The sequence below is a fragment of the Dyella sp. 2RAB6 genome, assembly GCF_052115385.1.
In the GTDB taxonomy this organism is placed as follows: Bacteria; Pseudomonadota; Gammaproteobacteria; order Xanthomonadales; family Rhodanobacteraceae; genus Dyella_D.
Genome location: NZ_JBFRGP010000001.1, coordinates 31887 through 51126, shown reverse-complemented (window position 1 = coordinate 51126; position 19240 = coordinate 31887). Strand labels below are relative to the sequence as shown.

21 protein-coding genes are annotated in these 19240 nt (G+C 69.0%); 6 read left to right on the top strand and 15 right to left on the bottom strand.

Annotation, left to right across the window (positions count from 1 at the left end):
- Positions 1-133: 133 nt before the first annotated feature.
- Positions 134-706, top strand: a complete 573-nt coding sequence (locus AB4083_RS00225) for a sigma-70 family RNA polymerase sigma factor (protein WP_441605741.1) — start codon at positions 134-136, stop codon at positions 704-706.
- Positions 693-1445, top strand: coding sequence for an anti-sigma factor family protein (locus AB4083_RS00220; protein ID WP_441605740.1), 753 nt, complete (start codon positions 693-695; stop codon positions 1443-1445). Before AB4083_RS00225 ends, AB4083_RS00220 begins: the two co-directional genes overlap by 14 nt.
- A 104-nt stretch (positions 1446-1549) precedes the next feature.
- Here AB4083_RS00220 and AB4083_RS00215 read toward each other — a convergent pair whose 3' ends face one another.
- Both AB4083_RS00215 and ypfJ read right to left on the bottom strand, forming a co-directional pair.
- Entirely contained in the window at positions 1550-1918 is a 369-nt protein-coding gene (locus AB4083_RS00215; RefSeq protein ID WP_441605739.1) for a YkgJ family cysteine cluster protein, read from the bottom strand.
- A gap of 170 nt (positions 1919-2088) precedes the next feature.
- Positions 2089-2955, bottom strand: a complete 867-nt coding sequence (gene ypfJ, locus AB4083_RS00210; protein ID WP_441605738.1) for a KPN_02809 family neutral zinc metallopeptidase — start codon at positions 2953-2955, stop codon at positions 2089-2091.
- Between the two features lie 166 nt (positions 2956-3121).
- On the opposite strand from ypfJ, the gene AB4083_RS00205 reads away from it, so the two are divergent.
- On the top strand, positions 3122-3517 hold the full coding sequence (locus AB4083_RS00205) for an MAPEG family protein (RefSeq protein ID WP_441605737.1): 396 nt from the start codon (positions 3122-3124) through the stop codon (positions 3515-3517).
- A gap of 4 nt (positions 3518-3521) precedes the next feature.
- Here the strand turns inward: AB4083_RS00205 and AB4083_RS00200 are convergent, their stop codons facing one another.
- Positions 3522-5075, bottom strand: a complete 1554-nt coding sequence (locus AB4083_RS00200; protein WP_441605736.1) for a TerC family protein — start codon at positions 5073-5075, stop codon at positions 3522-3524.
- A gap of 206 nt (positions 5076-5281) precedes the next feature.
- On the opposite strand from AB4083_RS00200, the gene AB4083_RS00195 reads away from it, so the two are divergent.
- Positions 5282-6085: a CPBP family intramembrane glutamic endopeptidase gene (locus AB4083_RS00195; RefSeq protein ID WP_441605735.1), complete on the top strand. Its 804-nt coding sequence runs from the start codon at positions 5282-5284 to the stop codon at positions 6083-6085.
- A 29-nt stretch (positions 6086-6114) separates the two neighbouring features.
- Here AB4083_RS00195 and AB4083_RS00190 read toward each other — a convergent pair whose 3' ends face one another.
- The 8 genes from AB4083_RS00190 to AB4083_RS00155 all read right to left on the bottom strand — a co-directional run bounded on the left by AB4083_RS00190 (position 6115) and on the right by AB4083_RS00155 (position 11585).
- Entirely contained in the window at positions 6115-6675 is a 561-nt protein-coding gene (locus AB4083_RS00190) for a Maf family protein (RefSeq protein ID WP_441605734.1), read from the bottom strand.
- An 11-nt stretch (positions 6676-6686) separates the two neighbouring features.
- Positions 6687-7139 (bottom strand): GNAT family N-acetyltransferase, encoded by a 453-nt coding sequence (locus AB4083_RS00185; protein ID WP_441605733.1) that lies wholly within the window; start codon positions 7137-7139, stop codon positions 6687-6689.
- 61 nt (positions 7140-7200) lie between these two features.
- Positions 7201-7671, bottom strand: coding sequence for a 23S rRNA (pseudouridine(1915)-N(3))-methyltransferase RlmH (rlmH, locus tag AB4083_RS00180; RefSeq protein ID WP_441605732.1), 471 nt, complete (start codon positions 7669-7671; stop codon positions 7201-7203).
- Positions 7672-7758: 87 nt separating this feature from the next.
- Entirely contained in the window at positions 7759-8148 is a 390-nt protein-coding gene (rsfS, locus tag AB4083_RS00175; RefSeq protein WP_441605731.1) for a ribosome silencing factor, read from the bottom strand.
- Between the two features lie 130 nt (positions 8149-8278).
- Positions 8279-9346 (bottom strand): NAD(P)H-dependent flavin oxidoreductase, encoded by a 1068-nt coding sequence (locus tag AB4083_RS00170; protein WP_441605730.1) that lies wholly within the window; start codon positions 9344-9346, stop codon positions 8279-8281.
- Between the two features lie 102 nt (positions 9347-9448).
- The gene (locus AB4083_RS00165) at positions 9449-9715 is read right to left on the bottom strand and encodes a hypothetical protein (protein ID WP_441605729.1); all 267 of its coding nucleotides are present in this window, start codon (positions 9713-9715) and stop codon (positions 9449-9451) included.
- A 554-nt stretch (positions 9716-10269) separates the two neighbouring features.
- Positions 10270-10923: an NrsF family protein gene (locus AB4083_RS00160; protein ID WP_441605728.1), complete on the bottom strand. Its 654-nt coding sequence runs from the start codon at positions 10921-10923 to the stop codon at positions 10270-10272.
- A 5-nt stretch (positions 10924-10928) separates the two neighbouring features.
- Complete coding sequence (locus AB4083_RS00155) at positions 10929-11585, bottom strand: RNA polymerase sigma factor (RefSeq protein ID WP_441605727.1); 657 nt, start codon at positions 11583-11585, stop codon at positions 10929-10931.
- A gap of 140 nt (positions 11586-11725) precedes the next feature.
- Between AB4083_RS00155 and AB4083_RS00150 the strand changes: the two genes are divergently transcribed.
- Together AB4083_RS00150 and msrB are read left to right on the top strand one after the other, a co-directional pair.
- Complete coding sequence (locus AB4083_RS00150; protein ID WP_441605726.1) at positions 11726-13447, top strand: cytochrome c biogenesis protein DipZ; 1722 nt, start codon at positions 11726-11728, stop codon at positions 13445-13447.
- Between the two features lie 186 nt (positions 13448-13633).
- Entirely contained in the window at positions 13634-14254 is a 621-nt protein-coding gene (gene msrB / locus AB4083_RS00145) for a peptide-methionine (R)-S-oxide reductase MsrB (protein ID WP_441605725.1), read from the top strand.
- Positions 14255-14337: 83 nt separating this feature from the next.
- On the opposite strand, the gene nadD is transcribed toward msrB, so the two are convergent.
- The 4 genes from nadD to leuS are packed head-to-tail and all read right to left on the bottom strand — an operon-like array spanning position 14338 to position 19184.
- A complete protein-coding gene (gene nadD / locus AB4083_RS00140; RefSeq protein ID WP_441605724.1) occupies positions 14338-14973 on the bottom strand; it encodes a nicotinate-nucleotide adenylyltransferase in 636 nt (211 codons plus the stop codon).
- Entirely contained in the window at positions 14970-15989 is a 1020-nt protein-coding gene (gene holA, locus AB4083_RS00135) for a DNA polymerase III subunit delta (protein ID WP_441605723.1), read from the bottom strand. Before holA ends, nadD begins: the two co-directional genes overlap by 4 nt.
- Positions 15990-15993: 4 nt before the next feature.
- Positions 15994-16536: an LPS-assembly lipoprotein LptE gene (locus tag AB4083_RS00130; RefSeq protein WP_441605722.1), complete on the bottom strand. Its 543-nt coding sequence runs from the start codon at positions 16534-16536 to the stop codon at positions 15994-15996.
- 5 nt (positions 16537-16541) lie between these two features.
- Entirely contained in the window at positions 16542-19184 is a 2643-nt protein-coding gene (leuS, locus tag AB4083_RS00125; protein WP_441605721.1) for a leucine--tRNA ligase, read from the bottom strand.
- Positions 19185-19240 lie beyond the last annotated feature (56 nt).

Below are 19240 nucleotides of genomic sequence, written 5' to 3'. Positions count from 1 at the left end.
GAATGGGTCGGCCGGCAGGCCTGGTGACCGGCATCGACGCGATGCCAGCGATTCGGATACCGCCCGTACGGCCCGCCTATTCCCGCTTTTCGGGCATGGGAATAAAGTCGCGCGCAGCGAGGTATCTGCTCCTATGACCAGCGATGCGCCCAGCCTGCCGCAACCTGCCGAAGCCGCCTCCAACGCGCGCTTCCAGGCACTGGTGCTGCCGTACCTGGACGCCGCCTACAACCTGGCCCACTGGCTGACCCGCAACGACGCGGACGCGCAGGACGTGGTGCAGGAGGCGATGGTGCGGGCGCTGCGCTATTTCGGCAGTTTCCACGGCACCGATGCGCGCGTGTGGCTGCTGGCGATCGTGCGCAACACCTTCTACACGCTGCGCGCCAAGCACGCACCGGAGCTGGCGCGCGATCCGCTGGACGACGACACGCATCCGCTGATCGATCCCGGCCCGTCGCCGGAAACCGTGGCCTTGCTCGCGGTCGACGTGGGCGCCTTGCAGGAAGCGCTGGCGCGCCTGCCGGAGACCTGGCGCGAGGTGCTGGTGCTGCGCGAGCTGGAAGAGTGTTCGTACAAGGAGATCGCCGCCATCACCGGCCACAAGATGGGCACGGTGATGTCGCGACTGGCGCGGGCGCGCGAGAAGCTGCGCGAAGAGCTGACGCACCGGACAAAAGAGGGCCGCCGCCATGACTTGCGATGAATCCCGGCTGCTCCTGCACGCCTATCTCGACGACGAACTCGACGCCGCGCAAAGCGTCGAGATGGAACGCCACGTCGCCGCCTGCCCCGCCTGCGCCGCCGCGCAGCGCGAGCACGAGCGGCTGCGCAAGGCGCTGGCCCAACCCGAGTTGTATCGCCGCGCGCCCGAAGCGCTGCGCGGCCAATGGCAGGCGCCGCCGGCCGCCACCATAGCGCCGCGCCGGCGGCATCCGCTGGCACTGGCCGCCGCCGCCGGCTTCGTCGGCGCGCTGCTGCTGTCGACGCCCGCCTGGCTATGGCTGGCGCGGCCGGATGCGGCGCCGGCCGCGGTGGTCGACGAGGCGATCTCCGGCCATCTGCGCTCGCTGCAGCCGCAGCACCTGATGGACGTGGTCTCCACCGACCAGCACACGGTGAAACCCTGGTTCGAAGGCAAGCTGGATTTCGCACCGCGGGTAAAGGAGCTGGCCGAAGAAGGCTTCCCGCTGGCCGGCGGCCGGCTGGATGCGATCGGCGGACGCAGCGTGGCGGCCCTGGTCTATCGCCGCCGCATGCACGCGATCAACCTGTACCAGTGGCCGGCGGACGGTGCGGATACGCCGCAGGCGATCGCGCAGCGGCACGGCTATACGGTGATTGACTGGCGCCAGGGCGGGATGCGCTTCGTGGCCGTGTCGGACCTCAACGAAGGTGAGCTCAAGCAGTTCGCGCTGGCGTTCGACAACACCGCGCCGCGCTAGTCCTCAGTCCCCATCCGTCATTCCAGCGAAAGCTGGAATCCAGTGACTTAAGCCTTGAGGCACTGGACCCCAGCTTTCGCTAGGGTGACGGATGGGGGGACGGATCAGGCGCTGTGCGGCTGCACGGGTTCCGCCCAATCCGCCGGCGTCAGCGGCGCCAGGCCATAAGCAACGCGCGCCTTGTCGCACTGCGCGCTCGGCGTGCCGAATTCCCAGGCCGGGATCACCTCGCGGCACACGGAAGGCCGCTGGGCGTAGATACCGCAAGTCGCCCCCTCGCCCACCACGCCCTGCAAGGCCACGCAATGCGGCTGCCGCGCCTGAGTGCCGCGCATGGCCACGCGGTGCGGATCGATCTGTTCGGTCAGTGCGGACGGCACCACGCCGCCCATGAAGGCTTCGGCCTCGGACCAGTGGAAAGCCACGCGGAAGTGGGCACAGCAGGCGCCGCAGCGCAGGCACGGATGGCTCATCGCAGTTGACCGAAGCGCACCCCCTGGCGCGCGGCGGCGGGATTGTGCCTGGGCCTGCCGGCCCGCGGGAATATGACGTAGGTTGGGGTGAGCGCCAGCGAACCCCAACGCTGCGATCACGTGCGGCGTCTGTTGGGGTTCGCCTTCGGCTCACCCCGACCTACGGCTCGCTACGGTTCGCCGGCGAAGGTGTTGCAGCTGCCGACCTTGCCGCTCTCGAAGCCGGCGCGGAACCATTTCACGCGCTGCGCCGAGGTGCCATGGGTGAACGAGTCCGGCACCACCCGGCCGCGCGCCTGCTGCTGCAAGGCGTCGTCGCCGATCTTGCTGGCGGCATTGAGCGCCGATTCGATATCGCCCGCCTGCAGCCAGTGCAGGCGTTCCTGGCTGTGATACGCCCACACGCCGGCGAAGCAGTCAGCCTGCAGCTCCTGGCGCACCGACAGGCCATCCGCGCCTTCCATCCGTGCACCCTGGCGGCGCGCCTGGTCGGCGCGGTCGAACACGCCCAGCAGGTTCTGCATGTGGTGACCCACCTCGTGCGCGATCACATAGGCGCGGGCGAAGTCGCCGGTGGCCTGGAAGCGATTCTGCAGTTCCTGGAAGAAGGCCAGGTCCAGGTACACCTTCTGGTCGCCCGGACAGTAGAACGGCCCCACCGCGGTGGAGGCCGCGCCGCAGGCGGTGTTCACGCCGCCGTTGAACAGCACCAGCCGGGGCTGGGTGTACTGGCGGCCGTTGGCGGCGAAGATGTCGCCCCAGGTCTTCTCGGTGGAACCGAGCACCGCGCTGACGAAGTCCTTCTGCTGCGGATCGACCTGGGCCGGCTGGCCGCTGGGTGCGGCGACCTGGCCGCCGCCCTGGTCCACCTGGCTGAGCAGGGCGGTGGGGTCCTTGAAGAACACCATGCCGAGGATGGCCAGGATCACGATGCCGCCGATGCCTAAGCCACGCCCGCCGCCGAAGCGCGGGCCGCCGCCACCACCGCCGCTGTCGACGTCGACGTTCTGACTGCGTTCGCCTTTCTGCCAATCCATGTCGGTGCCTTTCTGCGGTGAGCGTCGCCGCGGACGATAACCCCATGTGCCCACGCGCGCCACGTAGGTTGGGGTGATAACCCCAACGGTCGACGCGGCAAGCGGTGAGGTCGCGTTGGGGTTCGCTATGCTCACCCCAACCTACGCCATCCCTTTCGAGGAATTTATGTTCCAGCACCTGCCTGCCGTGGTCGTCCTGCTTACCGTGCTGCTGCAATGCGGCACCGCCTTCGCGGTCGGCCGCGCCCGCAAGCTGTATGAGGTGAAGGCGCCGGCGACCACGGGGCATCCGCTGTTCGAGCGCGCGTTCCGCGTGCAGATGAACACGCTGGAAGCGACCCTGATGTTCCTGCCTTCGCTGTGGCTGGCCGCCAGCTATGGCGCGCCGCTGTGGGCCGGCATCGCGGGACTGGTGTGGGTGCTGGGGCGCGTGTGGTACGCCACCGCGTATCTGCGCGAGCCGGCCAAGCGCGAAGGCGGCTTCATCGTCAGCGCGATCGGCCTGCTGGCCACGCTGGCGATCGGCGCCATCGGCCTGGTCAAGGTCCTGCTGCCGGGCTGAGCGTTCAGTCCGCGGAGGTCACGCGCAGCCGTTCGATGCGCGCGCCGTCCATCGCGACCACCTCGAAGCGCAGCCCTTCGCTGTCCAGGCGGTCGCCTTCGCGCGGCAGGCGGCCGAGCTGCTCCAGCACGTAGCCGGCCAGGGTGGAGAAGCTGCCGTCGCTGCTCAGCGTGCGGTCCAGCAGGTGCTCGGCGTGGCGCAGGTCCAGGCCGCCGTCGAGCAGCCAGGCACCGCTGGTTTCCTGCATGGCCGAAGGGTCGCCGCTGTTGTCGCCGGTGAACTCGCCGGCGATGGTCTCCAGCACGTCGGTGGGCGTGACCAGGCCCAGCACGCTGCCGTATTCGTCCACCACCAGCGCCACCTGCAGCGGCGAGCGGCGGAAGGCCTCGATCAGGCGCAGCACGCTGAGCGACTCCAGCACGGTGAGCGGTTTGCGCACCACCTGCTCGACCTCGATGCCGCCGTGTTCCAGCAGGCTGGCCAGCAGGTCGCGCGCGGAAGCCACGCCGACCAGCTGGTCCAGGTCGTCGCCCGCCACCGGCAGCCAGGCATGCGAGGACGCGGTGACTTCGGCACGCAGCGTCTCGGCGCTTTCGCGCGGATCGACCCAGTTGATCTCGGTGCGCGGGGTCATGATCGAACGCACCGGCCGGTGCGCCAGATCCAGCACGCCACGCACCATCGCCAGCTCGTCCTTGCCGAACACGCCGATGTTCGGCTCGGCGGCCGCGTCGGCGGTCTTGGGCGTGTCTTCTTCTTCCTCGCCGCCGGTGCCGAGCAGGCGCAGCACCGCGCGCGCGGTGCGGTCGCGCAGCTTGCGCGGGCTGCTGAACAGCGCGCGCCGGCGATTGCGCTGCATGGTCTGGTTGAACACCTCGATCATGATCGAGAAGCCGATCGCGGCGTACAGATAACCCTTCGGGATATGGAAGCCCAGGCCTTCCGCGACCAGGCTGAAGCCGATCATCAGCAGGAAGGACAGGCACAGGATCACCACCGTCGGCCGCGCGTTGACGAAAGCCGTGAGCGGCTTGCTGGCGCTGATCATCAGGATCATCGCCACCACCACCGCGACCATCATCACCGAGAGCTGGTCGACCATGCCGACCGCGGTGATCACCGAGTCAAGCGAGAACACCGCATCCAGCACCACGATCTGCGTCACCACCAGCCAGAACCTGGCGTGCGCGCGGTTGCCCGCTTCGTGATCGTCGCCGCCTTCCAGCCGCTCGTGCAGCTCCAGCGTGGCCTTGAACAGCAGGAACAGGCCGCCCAGCAACAGGATGATGTCGCGCCAGGACAGCGTGAAGCTTTGCCAGGAGAAGATCGGCTCGGTCAGCTTGACCAGCCAGGACATCGCGCCCAGCAGCACCAGCCGCATCGCCAGCGCCAGGCCCAGCCCCATCAGGCGCGCCCGGTCGCGTTGGTGCGGCGGCAGCTTGTCCGCCAGGATCGCGATAAAGACGAGGTTGTCGATACCCAGCACGATCTCCAGCACCACCAGGGTGAGGAGACCGGCCCAGGCAGTGGGGTCGGCCAGCCAATCGAATGCGAACATGGGTCGGCGCCTGGACGCCCGCTTCCTCCGTATGAACCTGGACACTATACAGGCCGGTTTCGCAGCGACCATGACGAAGGGCAGGATTGCGCGGCTGCTGCGGCGGCGATTAGCGTGAGCGCGTCGGAAACGATCAGGGAGATGGGGCACCCCGGCCTGGCCTGGACTTTGCGTTCGGCCGATCCACCCGCTACAGGATGACCCCGATGGAAGCGCCCCGCCTCGACTCCGCCTTCACGCCCGCCGCAGCTCCGCTCGCGCCCAGCTTGTGGGCCGCACTGGGCTTGATCGCGCTGTACTTCCTGCTGCAATACCTGGTGGGCGCGGTGGTCGGCCTGCTGGTCGGCCTGACCGTGGGCGCGCTGCACGGCTTCCGCCACGGCGAGGCGCTGGCGCAGATCCAGCAGTGGCTGGTGCAGCCGGACGTCAACGCGCTGATGGTGATCCTTACGTTGCTGATCACCGCGACGGTGACCTTGCTGCTGGCGCGCCGGCGCTGGCCCGCGCTGTGGCCGCTATCGGCGCCGCCGGGCTTCGGCTTCACGCCGCCCTCCCAAGCCGCTTACTACGCGCTGGCGTTCGCGCTGGGCTTGATGCTGCCGTTCCTCGGCGGCCTGCTGACCCAGTGGTTCGCGCAGGGCCACGAGGTGAGCCAGGACATCAAGCAGCTGGGCGCCGCCGCCTCGCCCGTGCTGCGCTTTCCGCTGGCCTTGCTGGTGGTGACGCTGGGGCCGCTGGTGGAAGAACTGCTGTTCCGCGGCGTGCTGTTTTCGGCGGCGTTGCGCCATGTGCCACCGGGCGTGGCGATGTTCATCACCGCCGCGCTGTTCGCCTGCGTGCACCTGCCGGACCTGGGCTTTCTCTGGTACGCGCTGCCCAACCTGCTGGTGCTGGGCATGGTGCTGGCGTGGCTGCGGCTGGCTTCGGGTTCGGTGTGGCCGGCGGTGCTGGCGCATGGCGTCAACAATGCGCTGGCGGTGGTGTCGTGGTTTCTGGTGACAGGATCGTAGGTTGGGGTTCGCCTGCGGCTCACCCCAACCTACGCGATGCCGAAGCGCCTGAGCAGGCGCGCGGTCTCGAACACCGGCAGACCCATCACGCCGGTGTAGCTGCCTTCCAGATGTTCGATCAGGGTCGCGCCCAGGCCCTGGATCGCGTACGCGCCGGCGCGGCCGAACGGTTCGCCGCTGGCGACGTAGGCGGCGATGTCCGCATCGCTCAGGGCGGCGAAGCGTACGCGGGAAATGCTGGTCGCGCTTTCCGCGCGCTCGCCCTGCACCGCCCACACCACCGAGATGGTTTCGTGCGTGCGGCCGGCGAGCCGGCGCAGCATGGCGCTGGCGTCGGCGGCATCGGCGGGCTTGCCGAACACTTCGTCGTCCAGCACTACTTCGGTATCCGCGCTCAGCACCAGCGCATCGCGCGGCAATCCCGCCCGACCCGCCTGCGCCTTGTCGCGTGCGACGCGGCTGACGTAATCCAGCGGCGATTCGCCCGGCGCGCGCTGCTCGGGCACGTCCACGTCCACCGGCGTAAAAGCCACGCCGATCTGCTCCAGCAGCTGGCGGCGGCGCGGCGATTGCGAGGCGAGGTAAAGCATCGGCATTCCTTTCACAGCGTGAGGTAGTACTCGCGGAAGCCGCTTTCCAGCTGCCAGCCCATCGACTCGTACAAATGCTGCGCCGCCACGTTGTCGTTGGCGGTGGACAGCGACATGCCGGACATGCCCATCGCCCGCGCATGCGCGGTGGCCGCATGCAGCAGCGCGGCGGCCACGCCGAAGCGGCGCTTCGCCGGCGTCACGAACAGGTCGTTGAGCAGATAGCGGCGCGTCGCACGCACCGAGGAAAACAGCGGATAGAGCTGGGTGAACCCGACGCCTTCGCCGGTCGCTTCATGCAGCGCCAGCAGGATCACCGACTCCGCATGCTCGAAGCGTTCGGCCAGGAAGCTGCGCGAGCGCGCGAGATCCGCCGGCTGCGCATAGAACTGGCGGTAGGCGTCGAACAGCGGTGCGACGACGTCGAGATCATGGATGGTGGCCTGCCGCACGATGATGGACATGGAATGACCCGCCGCGGAAATTGCGGCGAGCATAGCAAGCCCGCGCGCTTGAACCGGCCGGTCAGGCCCGATGGTAGGGATGCCCGGCCAGCAGCGTGGTCGCCCGATACAGTTGCTCGGCCAGCACCAGCCGCACCAGCATGTGCGGCAGGGTGAGCGGCCCCAGCGACCAGCTCTGGTCGGCGCGCGCCAGCACCTCCGGCGCATGGCCGTCCGGCCCGCCGATCAGGAACGCGAGATCGCGGCCGGACATGCGCCACTTCGCCAGCTGCGCGGCCAGTTCTTCGCTGGACCAGGTCTTGCCGCGGCCATCGAGCGCGACCACGTGGATATCGCGCGGCAGCGCGGCGAGAATCGCCGCGCCTTCGTCCTGGATCGCACGCGCGTCGTCGCGCCCCTTGCCGCGCGTGCCGGGCTTGAGCTCGACCAGCTCCAGCGGCAACTCGTGCGAAAGGCGCTTGCGGTATTCGGCGAAGCCCTCGGCAACCCAGGCGGGCATGCGTTCACCGACGGCGATCAGGCGGGCGCGCATAGGCGGAAGGCAATCAGGAAAAAGAGGTGACGAAGCTATGGCGCGCACCGTCGCCGGTGCCGCGCGCAGCAGACTCGACGCGGGCGTTCAGCCCGCGCCGACGGCCTGGCTGTCGTGCTCGCGGTCGCCCACGGTCCACAGCCGCTCGAGGCCGTAGAACTCGCGGATGCGTGGCAGCATCACGTGGACGATCACGTCGCCCAGGTCCACCAGGACCCATTCGGCTTCCTGCTCGCCTTCCACGCCGATCGGCATCACGCCCGCCTTCTTGGCGAACTTGACCACTTCGTCGGCAATGGATTTGACGTGGCGCGCGGAGGTGCCGGAGGCGATGACCAGCAGGTCGGCGATGGAGGTTTTGCCGCGGACGTCGATTTCGCGGATGTCCTTGGCTTTCAGTTCTTCAAGCGCGTCGATGACGTGCTTGCGGAGGGTGGCGGTGTCGGCCGCCTTGGTGCGTTGGGAAGTCTGACTCAAGTGGGCGTGCCCTCGGTGCGGATCGGCGCGCCCCCATCCTGTACCGGCGGCGCGGGCGCAGTATACCGCCCCGCCCCCGAAGCCGCGTCAAGCCTGGGCCTTGCCCTAGGTGCGCATTCGCCCTAGGTCATCAGTCCAGGGCGCGGCGGGCCTGGGCGTACTCGTCCATCAGCACGGCGACCAGTTCGGCCGCCGGCATGGGCCGTGCGAGTCCGGCGCCCTGTCCGCACCATTCGTTGATGAGATCGGAGCGGCCCGCGGCCACCGCCGCCTTGCGCAGCGGCGAGGTCAGCGCGTTGGTCACCGGATAGGCCGGCAGGCCGGCCTCGATGCCTGCCATGGCGTTTACGTATGTGTTGCGCAAACCGCGCGCGGCGCGGCCGGAGAAGCTGCGGATGGTGGTCACCTGGTGCTCGGCCGACCCCGGCAGGTCGCGCTTCCAGCCCGCCGCCGCGCCGCCTTCCGGACAGGCCAGGAAGGCCGTGCCGAGCTGGCTGGCGGCGGCGCCGAGCACTTCGGCGGCGAGCATGCCGCGCCCGTCCATGATGCCGCCGGCGGCGATCAGCGGAATCTTCACCGCGCGCCTGGCCAGCGGCAGCAGCGCGAACAGGCCGATCATGCCGTCGTCCGCATCGTGCAGGAACGTACCGCGATGGCCGCCGGCCTCCGCGCCCTGCAGGCTCACGGCATCGGCGCCGCGCTCTTCCCAGGCGCGCGCCTCGTCCACCGTGGTGGCCGTGCCGACCACCACGATGCCCAGTTGCTTGAGCTGGCGCATCTGCGCGGCGCTGATCAGCTCGAAGGCGAAGCTCGCCACGGCGGGACGCGCCTCGCACAGGGCGGCGAACTGATCGTTGAAAGACGGCGCCCAGCGCGCGGGGATGGCGGTGCGGATGGCCAGGCCCTCCTGCTCCATCAAGGCATCGAGCCTGCGCCGCGCGGCGTCCACCGCGGCCATGTCCACCTCGAAGCTTTCCGGCAGCACGAACAGGTTGAGCCCGAACGGCTTGTCGCTGAGCGTGCGCACTTCGCCGGCCTGGTCGAGGATGACCTGCGGCTCCAGATAACCCAGGCCCAGCGAACCCAGCGCGCCCGCGTTGGACACCGCCGCGGCCAGCGCCGGCGTGTTGGAGCCGGACATCGGCGCCTGGATCAACGGATGCTCGATGCCGAGCCGCGCTACGAAAGAAGGAGCCATGGCGTTTCTCCGCGGAGCGAAAACCAGCGCATTACACCACGGAAAACGCAACGGCCCCCGCCGTTGCCGGCGGGGGCCGCAGTTGCAACCGCTGACGATCGATCAGTGAGCGCTGCTCGCCGATGCCGGTTCGGCGGCCTTCTTGTGGCCCTTCTTGTGGTGCGGCTTGGCGGCACCGGCGTCGGACTTCATCGAATCGCCGGAGCTCATCGAGTCGTTCGCCTTCATGGAGTCTTTCTTCATGTGCGCATCGGACTTCATCGACGACGAAGACGAAGCGGCGGGGGTGGTTTCCTGCGCGCTGGCCTGGCCGATGCCGACAGCGAGTGCGATGGAAAGACCGAGGACGGCGTAACGGGAAACTTTCATGGATGCGTACTCCTTCATTCGGTGAATGTCGTGCGGCGCGAACCGCGCTTCCCCAAAACTTTCGAAAGATGTCGCTCAACTCATCAGGCTGTTCAAAGAGCCGGGGCGGCCCCCTCCCGGGCCGCCCCGGCGGTACCGCTGCCGGCGCAAACCGGCAGCGGACACGCTGCGTCTGGCGGTGGGTCGGTGCACGACGGTTCCACTGCGAGACGCCGCGGCAGCGCCCCCTCCTGCGCCGCCGACGCCGGCTAGCCTAGCTCGCCGGGTTGCGCGAGCTTCGCGCGGAAAAGCCGCGCCGTTCAGCGTCAATACCGTCTCGCGGCGTGCCGGCGCATGGCGTGTTGCGATGCCCACAGCAGGGCTTGCATCAAGGCGAATGGGATGGATCGGAACGTCACGTGTCGCGAACACCGCTGCGATGGGGTTTCGCCAGCAGCGCGCCAATACCCGGCATGGATGCCGCTGCACGGTTGGCACGTTCAGCGTTGCGACGCACCAGAGAAACGAAAGTTTCTGCGACTTTCGTGAAGCTGACGATCTGCGTGAAGAAAAGCTCAGCGCGCGCGCAACAAGCGCCCGCCCATCGCGGCATTGATGCCGATCACCAGCACCACGGCGAGCGCATGCGTGAGCAGATCGGAGGCCGCGGCATCGAACTCGTGGCAGATCTCCAGCAGGCTGGCCGACGCCGCAGCGCTGGCCAGGCCGATCATCACCGCGGCAAGCACCGGCCGCAGCGGGCAGGCCCGGCGCAGCAGCCAGATCATCAGCGCCGACAGCGGCACCGAGAAGGCGATGATGAATTGCAGGCAGCCGATCGGCTGGTGCGGCCCGGCCACGATGGTGCCCGGCGCGATCCAGTCGCGCAGGCAGCCCAGGCCGCTGGCGCCGACCCACAGCAGCGCCGGCGCCAGCGGCAGCCAGGCCCAGCGCGCGCTGCGCCCCGGTACGCCGAGCGCGAAGGCCGTCCAGGCGGCCGTGATCGCGGTCAGCACCGCACCGAGGCCGGCCCAGGCCAGATCCGGTGCGCCGGCCCAGCGCTGCAGCATGCCGCCGCTGCCGTAATGCGCGAACAGCACCGCCGCGATCGCCGCCACCACCAGCAGCCACCCGGCCGCGCGCCGCCACGGCGGCGGCAGGCGGCGCACCGGCACCAGCTCGGCGCCGAGCGCGTCGATCAGGCTGTGGTGGTTATGTGGCTCGGACATGGTGCTCAGGAATCTCCGTGAAAGCGGTTGCGCAGCGCCTTCAGCGCGCGATGCAGGTTGACCTTCAGCGCGCCCGCGTTGCGGCCGGTGTGCTGCGCCGCCTCGGCCAGCGAGCGCTCGCGCAGGGCCAGCTGCTCCACCGCCTCGCGCTGGCCGGGCGGCAGCGTGGCGATCGCCGCGCGCAGGCGCCGCGCTTCCTGCTCGCGCTCGGCATCGAGCGTGGCGTCGGCATGGTCGGACTGCATGTCCAGCACCTGTTCGTCGTGCAGTTCGCGGCGATCGCGGCGGCCATGGCTGCGCAATGCGTCGATCGCGCGGCGCGAGGCGATCGCGGTGATCCAGGCGTCGTACGAGCGCGACGGGTCGTAGGTATGGCGCACGCGATGCACGGTCAGCAGGGTTTCCTGCACCACGTCGTCGATGTTGTCCGTGGCCACGCCCTGCCGGCGCGCGGCGGCGCGGATCAGCGCCAGCGAGTCGGCCAGCACGCGCTCGTAGGCGCGGCGGTCGCCGGCCTGCGCAGCCGCCATCCACGCCGCGCGGCGCTGATCGGCTTCCTGCTGGGCGCTGGCGGGTGTGGCGGACACGGTGGCGCGTGAATCCGGATGGCGGAATACGCCATCTAGACCCATCGCGCCGTCCGCGGTCAAGCTCGCATGCATGGCGTGCTCGCGGCTGGGGGTTCGGCCGTTCTTCGCACGAAGCCGCCGCAGAGTTACCTGCGGCGAATATTCGCCGTGCGAGGTAACTCCATGCCGCCCCGTTCCGAATACCCCATCAACCTGCTTGCGGATTCCCTTCCATGCTCGTGCTGATCCTTGCCTACCTCGGCGGCGTGCTGACCATCCTCAGCCCCTGCATCCTGCCGGTGCTGCCCTTCGTGTTCGCCCGCGCCGACCGGCCGTTCCTGCGCAACGGCCTGCCGATGCTGCTGGGCATGGCGCTGACCTTCGCCCTGGTCGCCACGCTGGCCGCGGTGGGCGGCGGTTGGGCGGTACGCGCCAACCAGTACGGGCGCTGGGTGGCGCTGATCGTGCTGGCCGTGCTCGGCCTCACCCTGCTGTCGCCGCGCGTGGCCGAATGGATCGCCCGCCCGTTCGTGGCGCTGGGCAATCGACTCACCCGGCGCGCGGAACACGACGACGGCTCGGCACTGTCCGCCGCGGGCCTGGGCGTCGCCACCGGCCTGCTGTGGGCGCCCTGCGCCGGCCCGATCCTGGGCCTGCTGCTGACCGGCGCCGCGCTCAACGGCGCCAGCGTGCAGACCACCCTGCTGCTGCTCACCTATTCCGCCGGCGCAGCCACGTCGCTGGCCCTGGCGCTGCTGGTGGGCGGCAAGGTGTTCGCGCTGATGAAGCGCTCGCTCGGCGCCGGCGAATGGGTGCGGCGCGTGCTCGGCGTGCTGGTGCTGGTCGGCGTGGCGGCGATCGCGCTGGGGCTGGATACCGGCGTGCTGACCCGCGTCTCGCTGGCCAGCACCGGCGGCATCGAACAGCGCCTGGTCGACGCGGTGACCCCGCCGCCGGCACCGCAGCCCGAGCGCAAGGCCGGCGAAGCGCTGCCCGTCGAAGGCCAGCTGCCGTCGCTGGCCGGCGCCACCGCCTGGATCAACACCACGCCGCTGACCGCCGCCTCGCTGCAGGGCAAGGTGGTGCTGGTCGATTTCTGGACCTACTCCTGCATCAACTGCATCCGCGCCCTGCCCTACGTGCGCGCCTGGGCCGACAAGTACAAGGACCACGGGCTGGTGATACTCGGCGTGCACGCGCCGGAGTTCGCCTTCGAGAAGGACCTGGGCAATGTGCAGCGGGCGGTGAAGGACCTGGACGTGGATTATCCGGTCGCGCTCGATAACGACTACGCGATCTGGCAAGGCTTCAGCAATCGCTACTGGCCCGCGCATTACTTCATCGACACGCAAGGCCGCGTCCGCCACCACCACTTCGGCGAAGGCGGCTACACGCAAAGCGAAGATGTGATTCGCCAGCTGCTCACCGAAGCCGGCCAGAAAAACCTGCCCGGCGGCTACGTGCAACCGGATGCCAAGGGCGCCGAAGCCGCCGATTCGCTGGCCGCCGACCGCTCGCCGGAAACCTATGTCGGCTATGCGCGCGCGCAGAACTTCGTCGGCGGCCCGCTGATCCGCAACGACCGCGAGACCTACCACCTGCCCGCCACGCTGCGCGCCAACCAGTGGTCGTTCGACGGCGACTGGACTGTCGCCTCCGAAGACGCGCAACTCGCCGCCCCCGGTGGCCGCATCGTCTACCGCTTCCGCGGCCGCGACCTGCACCTGGTGCTCGGCCCCGGCGCCGACGGCAAGCCGGTGCGCTTCCGCGTACGCATCGACGGCAAGTCGCCGGGCGACGACCACGGCATGGACACCGACGCCGGCGGCAACGGCACCGTGACCACGCAGCGCCTCTACCAACTGGTACGGCAGGCGCAGGGCACCGGCGAGCGGCAGTTCGAGATCGAATTCCTCGATCCGAACGTACGCGCCTATGCCTTCACTTTCGGTTGATGCTTGAGCCCCTCTCCATCCGGGAGAGGGGTTGGGGTGAGGGTGCAGGCGGAGCGCGAGAGTGATGTACACCGCTCCGGCCGAACCCTCATCCGGCTGCCGCCACCTTCTCCCGGAGGGAGAAGGGTTCGATGCGAAAACTGAGGAATGCATGGAAGCCCCAAGGTCCGTAACGCAGAGGTTCCCATGAACACCCGCACGATCCGCCAACTCCAAAACGAACAGCGCCGCTCCTTCCTGCGCCTACTCGCGCTGGGCGGCGGTGCCGCCGCCATCGGCACCCTGCTGTGGCCACGCGGCCCCTCGCCGATAGCCACGGCTTCCGCTGCCACGCCCGCCACCGGCAAGGACCTCCTCCTCGAATGTTTCGCCGACGCCGACGGCCGCCACCTCGGCCCCTGCCACGTGCAGAAACTGGTGCTGACCGACACGCAATGGCGCCAGCGTCTTTCCGCCGAGGCGTTCGACGTGATGCGCCGCGAGTCGACCGAGCGTCCTTTCAGCGGGCAGTACTGGAACCTGCACGCAAAAGGTTTGTTCCGCTGCCCCGGATGCGACACCGCGCTGTTCGATGCGTCGACCAAGTTCGACTCCGGCACCGGCTGGCCGAGTTTCTGGCAGCCGATCGCCAAGGCGAACATCGTGGAAAGCAACGACTACAGCCTGGGCATGGTGCGCACCAAGGTGAACTGCGCCGGCTGCGATAGCCATCTGGGGCACGTGTTTACCGATGGGCCGCGGCCGACCGGCTTGCGCTATTGCATGAATTCGGTGGCGTTGCGCTTCGTCGCCCGCTCAACCACGTAAGGCGCAGGTTGGGGTGAGCCGCAGGCGAACCCCGACATTGTTCTGCGCGTGGATGTTGGGGTTCGCCTGCGGCTCACCCCAACCTACGCCTTGCGATACGGCGCCAGCAGCGCAGGATCTTCGAACAGGCCGCACGGCAGCAGATAGCGCGGATCCCGCCCCGCCGCCAGCAACTCGCGAATGCGCGTAGCGGAAATCTCCAGCGGCGTCACCGCCAGTTCAATCACCCGCCCCGCAGGGCGCGCATGCAACTCGGCAACATCGCCCGTGCGGCGCGCCTCGATTTCCGCCCACAGCGTATGCGGCAACTCCGGCTCGACCCCGGGCCGGCTCAACACACCCAAGTGCGCCACCTCGAACAACTCACGCCACCGATGCCAACTCGGCAAGCCGGCAAACGCATCCACTCCAAGCAACAACACCAGCGGCCGCGCTCCCAACTCCGCGCGCAACTCGCACAAGGTGTCGTAAGTGTAGGAAGGCCCGCTGCGCCGCAACTCCCGCGTATCCACCGCCAGGCGGTCCTGCTTCTGCAACGCGGCATGCAGCATCGCCACACGCTGCTCCGCATCGGCCAGCGGCGGCGGCTTGTGCGGCGGCACGTGGGCCGGCAGCAGGCGCACCTCGGCGTCGAGCAGTTCGGCCGCTTCCCACGCCACGCTGAGGTGGCCCAGATGCACCGGATCGAAGGTGCCGCCGAACAACGCCAGGGGCTTCATGCGAGTGCGCTGGCAGCCCGCGGTTCGGCGATGGCGGCGATCAGCCGCTCGGCCTCCAGCCAGGCGTCGCCGGTCTCGCGGCCCTTGGCGATGCGGTCGATGCGCGCGGCCCGCGCCAGGCACTGCAGCCAGTGCTCGCGCGGCGCGCGGCGCAGCGCCTTGCGGAACAACTGTTCGCGCGCGGGCCACAAGCGCTCGGTGCGGGCCTGCGCGGCAAAGTCGTGTGCATTGGCCAGACGCAAGGCCAGCTGCAATTGATTGACCAGCCAGCCCATCAGCGCGATCAGCTCGTCGCCTTCGGCACGCAGGCCGGCCAGGATATGCAACGCACGTCCGCCGTCGCCGGCGAACGCCGCATCGGTCAGCTTGAACGCGTCGTAGCGGGCGCTGTCGGCGACCAGATGCTCCATCTCGGTCGCATCGATGCGTCCACCGCCACCCTCGCCGCGCAGCAAGGCCAGCTTGTCGATCTCCTGCGCGGCGGCAAGCAGGTTGCCTTCCACGCGCTCGGCCAGCAGCGCCGCGGCATCCGGCGTCGCACTGAGGCCGCGTGAAGCGAGCCGCGCGCCGACCCAGGCCGCCCATTCGTGCGGCTTGGGCGCGTTGAACACCACCAGCGCACCGGCGGCATCCAGGTTCTTGGTCCACGCGCCTTCGTGCTTGCTGCTCCACTCGGTGGCGGTGATCAGCAGGGTCACGTCCGGCGGCGGCTTGGCGCAGAACTCGTTGAACGCCTTGGCGCCCTCGGTGCCGGGGCGGCCGCTGGGCAGGCGCAGGTCGAGCAGGCGGCGGGTGGCGAACAGCGACATGCCAGCGGCGGCACGCGCCAGGTCGTCCCAGTCGAAATGGTTGCCGACGTCGAGCACTTCGCGCTCGGCATAGCCGAGGCGGCGCGCCTGCGCGCGCAGCGCGTCGGCGGCTTCCAGCACCAGCAGTTCCTCGCCCGCCAGCAGGTACACCGGCCGCAGGCTATCGCCCGCCAGCGCCTTCTGCCACTGGGCCGGATTCAACGGCATCGGATCAGCGCGCGGAAGACGAGGCCGCGGCCGGCGCCACCGTGCCGCCGCCGTGCTTCTGCAGCGCCTGCAGGCGGAACAGGATGGCCTGCACCATGTCGTCGTTGAGGCTGCGCTGGATCTCTTCCACCTGCGCCGTGGTGCCGATGGTGTTGGTGGCGTCGTAGCTGAATTCGCGCGACATGTTGATGCTCTGCGCCGGCAGCAGGATCTGGCCGGCGCCGTCGTTCAACTGCACCTGCACCTGGTAGCGCACGGCGTATTCGGTGACGCGCGCGTAGCCGCTCACGGTGAGCGTCTCTGTGCTGAAGCTGGCCAGCGGCACGTGCAGCTCGGCGATGCCGGGGCCGGGCTTTTCCTCCACCGTCACGCCGGAGCTTTCCAGTGCGCGCGCGAGGTCGCGCTGCAGATCGAGGCCGCCGTTCACCGTCAGGTGCACGCGCTGCATCGCGGCCGGCAGCGCGGCGCTCTGGCGAAGATGAAAACCGCACGCCGTCAGCGCGAGGGCGGACACCAGCATCAGCGTAGTTTTGAACATGCGGCTCATGGATTTCATCCTGCGACGATGTTGACGATCTTGCCCGGGACCACGATCACCTTGCGCACGCTCTGGCCCTCCATGAACGCGATCACGTTCGGGTGCGCAAGGGCCAGCTTTTCGGCGTCTTCCTTCGCGGCGCCGGCGGCGACCTCGATGGTACCGCGCAACTTGCCGTTGACCTGCACCGCCAGGGTCAGCGAATCGCGCACCAGCGCGGCTTCGTCCGCCCGCGGCCAGGCCTGGTCTTCCAGTACCTCGGCCGGGTGGCCCAGCACCTGCCACAGCACGTGGCTGACGTGCGGCACCACCGGATTGAGCAGCAGCACCATCGCTTCCAGCGCCTCGTGGCGCACGGCGCGGCCCTGCTCGCTCGGGTCGTCGAACTTGCCCAGGGCGTTCAGCAGTTCCATCAGCGCGGCAATGGCGGTGTTGAACGCGTGGCGGCGGCCGACATCGTCGCCGACCTTCTGGATGGTCTCGTGCAGCTGGCGGCGCAGCGCCTTCTGGCCGGCGTCCAGCGCGGCCGGATCGACCACCGGGTGGTCCGGGCCGGCGGCGTGCGTGGTCACCTCGCGCCAGAAGCGGCGCAGGAAGCGCGCCATGCCTTCCACGCCGGCCTCGCTCCATTCCAGCGACTGCTCCGGCGGCGCGGCGAACATGGAGAACAGGCGCACCGTATCGGCGCCGAACTTCTCCACCATCGCCTGCGGGTCGATGCCGTTGTTCTTGGACTTGGACATCTTCTCGGTGCCGCCGATGCTTACCGGCTGCCCGTCGCTTTTCAGCACCGCGCCGACCACGCGCGCTTTTTCGTCGCGCTGGATTTCCACGTCGGCGGGATTGATCCAGTCCTTGGAGCCGTCGGCGTTGTCGCGGTAGAAAGTCTCGGCGATCACCATGCCCTGGCACAGCAGGTTGGTGGCCGGTTCGTCGGCTTTCACCAGCCCCGCGTCGCGCATCAGCTTGTGATAGAAGCGGAAGTACAGCAGATGCAGGATGGCGTGCTCGATGCCGCCGATGTACTGGTCGACCGGCAGCCAATAGTTGGCGCGCTCGTCCACCTGCTCGCTGGCACCCGGGCTGGTGTAGCGCGCGTAGTACCAGCTCGACTCCATGAAGGTGTCGAAGGTGTCGGTCTCGCGCTCGGCCGGGCCGCCGCACTGCGGGCAGGTGGTCTTGCGCCACTCGGGGTTGGCCTTGATCGGCGACTGCACGCCAGAGAAAGCCACATCTTCGGGCAACACCACCGGCAGCTGGTCTTCCGGCACCGGCACGGCGTCGCACTTCGGGCAATAGATCACCGGGATCGGGCAGCCCCAGTAGCGCTGGCGGCTGACGCCCCAGTCGCGCAGGCGCCAGTTGACGCGGCGGTGGCCCTTGCCGTCGCCTTCCAGCGTGGCGGCGAGGTAGTCGAACGCTTCGCGGTAGTTCTTGCCGTCCAGCGCACCGGAGTGGACCACGCGCATGTCGGCGCGGGTCTTGTCCGAATACCACTCCTGCCACGTGGACGGGTCGTAGCTTTCGTCGCCGGCGGCGATCACCTGCTTGATCGGCAGGTCGTACTTGTGCGCGAACTCGAAGTCGCGCTCGTCATGCCCCGGCACCGCCATCACCGCACCGGTGCCGTAGCTCATCAGCACGAAGTTGGCGACCCACACCGGCAGCCTGGCGCCGGTGACCGGATGGATGGCGAACAGGCCGGTGGCCATGCCGCGCTTTTCCTGGGTCTCCAGTTCCGCTTCGGACACGCCGCCATGGCGCAGCTCGTCCAGGAACGAGGCCAGCTCCGAGCTGTGCTGCGCAGCCTTCAGCGCCAGCGGATGTTCGCCGGCGATGGACACGAAGGTCACGCCCATCAGCGTGTCGGGGCGCGTGGTGAACACGGTCAGCGGCTCGGCCTCGCCGTCGACGGCGAAGTGGATCTCCAGGCCCTCGGAGCGGCCGATCCAGTTGCGCTGCATGGTCTTCACCGCGTCGGGCCAGCCCGGCAGGGTGTCCAGGCCGTCGAGCAGTTCCTGCGCGTAGTCGGTGATCTTCAGGAACCACTGCGGGATCTCGCGCTTCTCGACCAGGGCGCCGGAGCGCCAGCCGCGGCCGTCGACCACCTGCTCGTTGGCCAGCACGGTCTGGTCGACCGGGTCCCAGTTCACCACCGCGTTCTTGCGGTAGGCCAGGCCCTTCTTCATCAGCCGGGTGAACATCAGCTGTTCCCAGCGGTAGTACTCCGGGCGGCAGGTGGCGAACTCGCGCGTCCAGTCGTAGGCGAAGCCCATGCGCTGCAGCTGCACGCGCATGTGCTCGATGTTCTGGTAGGTCCACTTGGCCGGCGCGGTCTTGTTCTTGATCGCGGCGTTCTCGGCCGGCAGGCCGAACGCGTCCCAGCCCATCGGCTGCAGCACGTTCTTGCCGTTCATGCGCTGGAAGCGGCTGATCACGTCGCCGATGGTGTAGTTGCGCACGTGGCCCATGTGCAGGGCGCCCGACGGGTACGGCAGCATCGAAAGGCAGTAGAACTTCGGCCGCGAAGGATCTTCCTTCACCTCGTAGGCGCGCTGCTCGCGCCAGTACTGCTGCGCGGCGGCTTCCACCGCCTGCGCTTGGTAGGCCTGCTCGCTGGCCTGGTCGGTGCTGCCCTGTGCTTGGTTGTCCTGCATGTGTCCGGCGCCTGAACTCGTTTGCGGCAGCTTGAGCCGGAGTCCGCCGGCGGCTG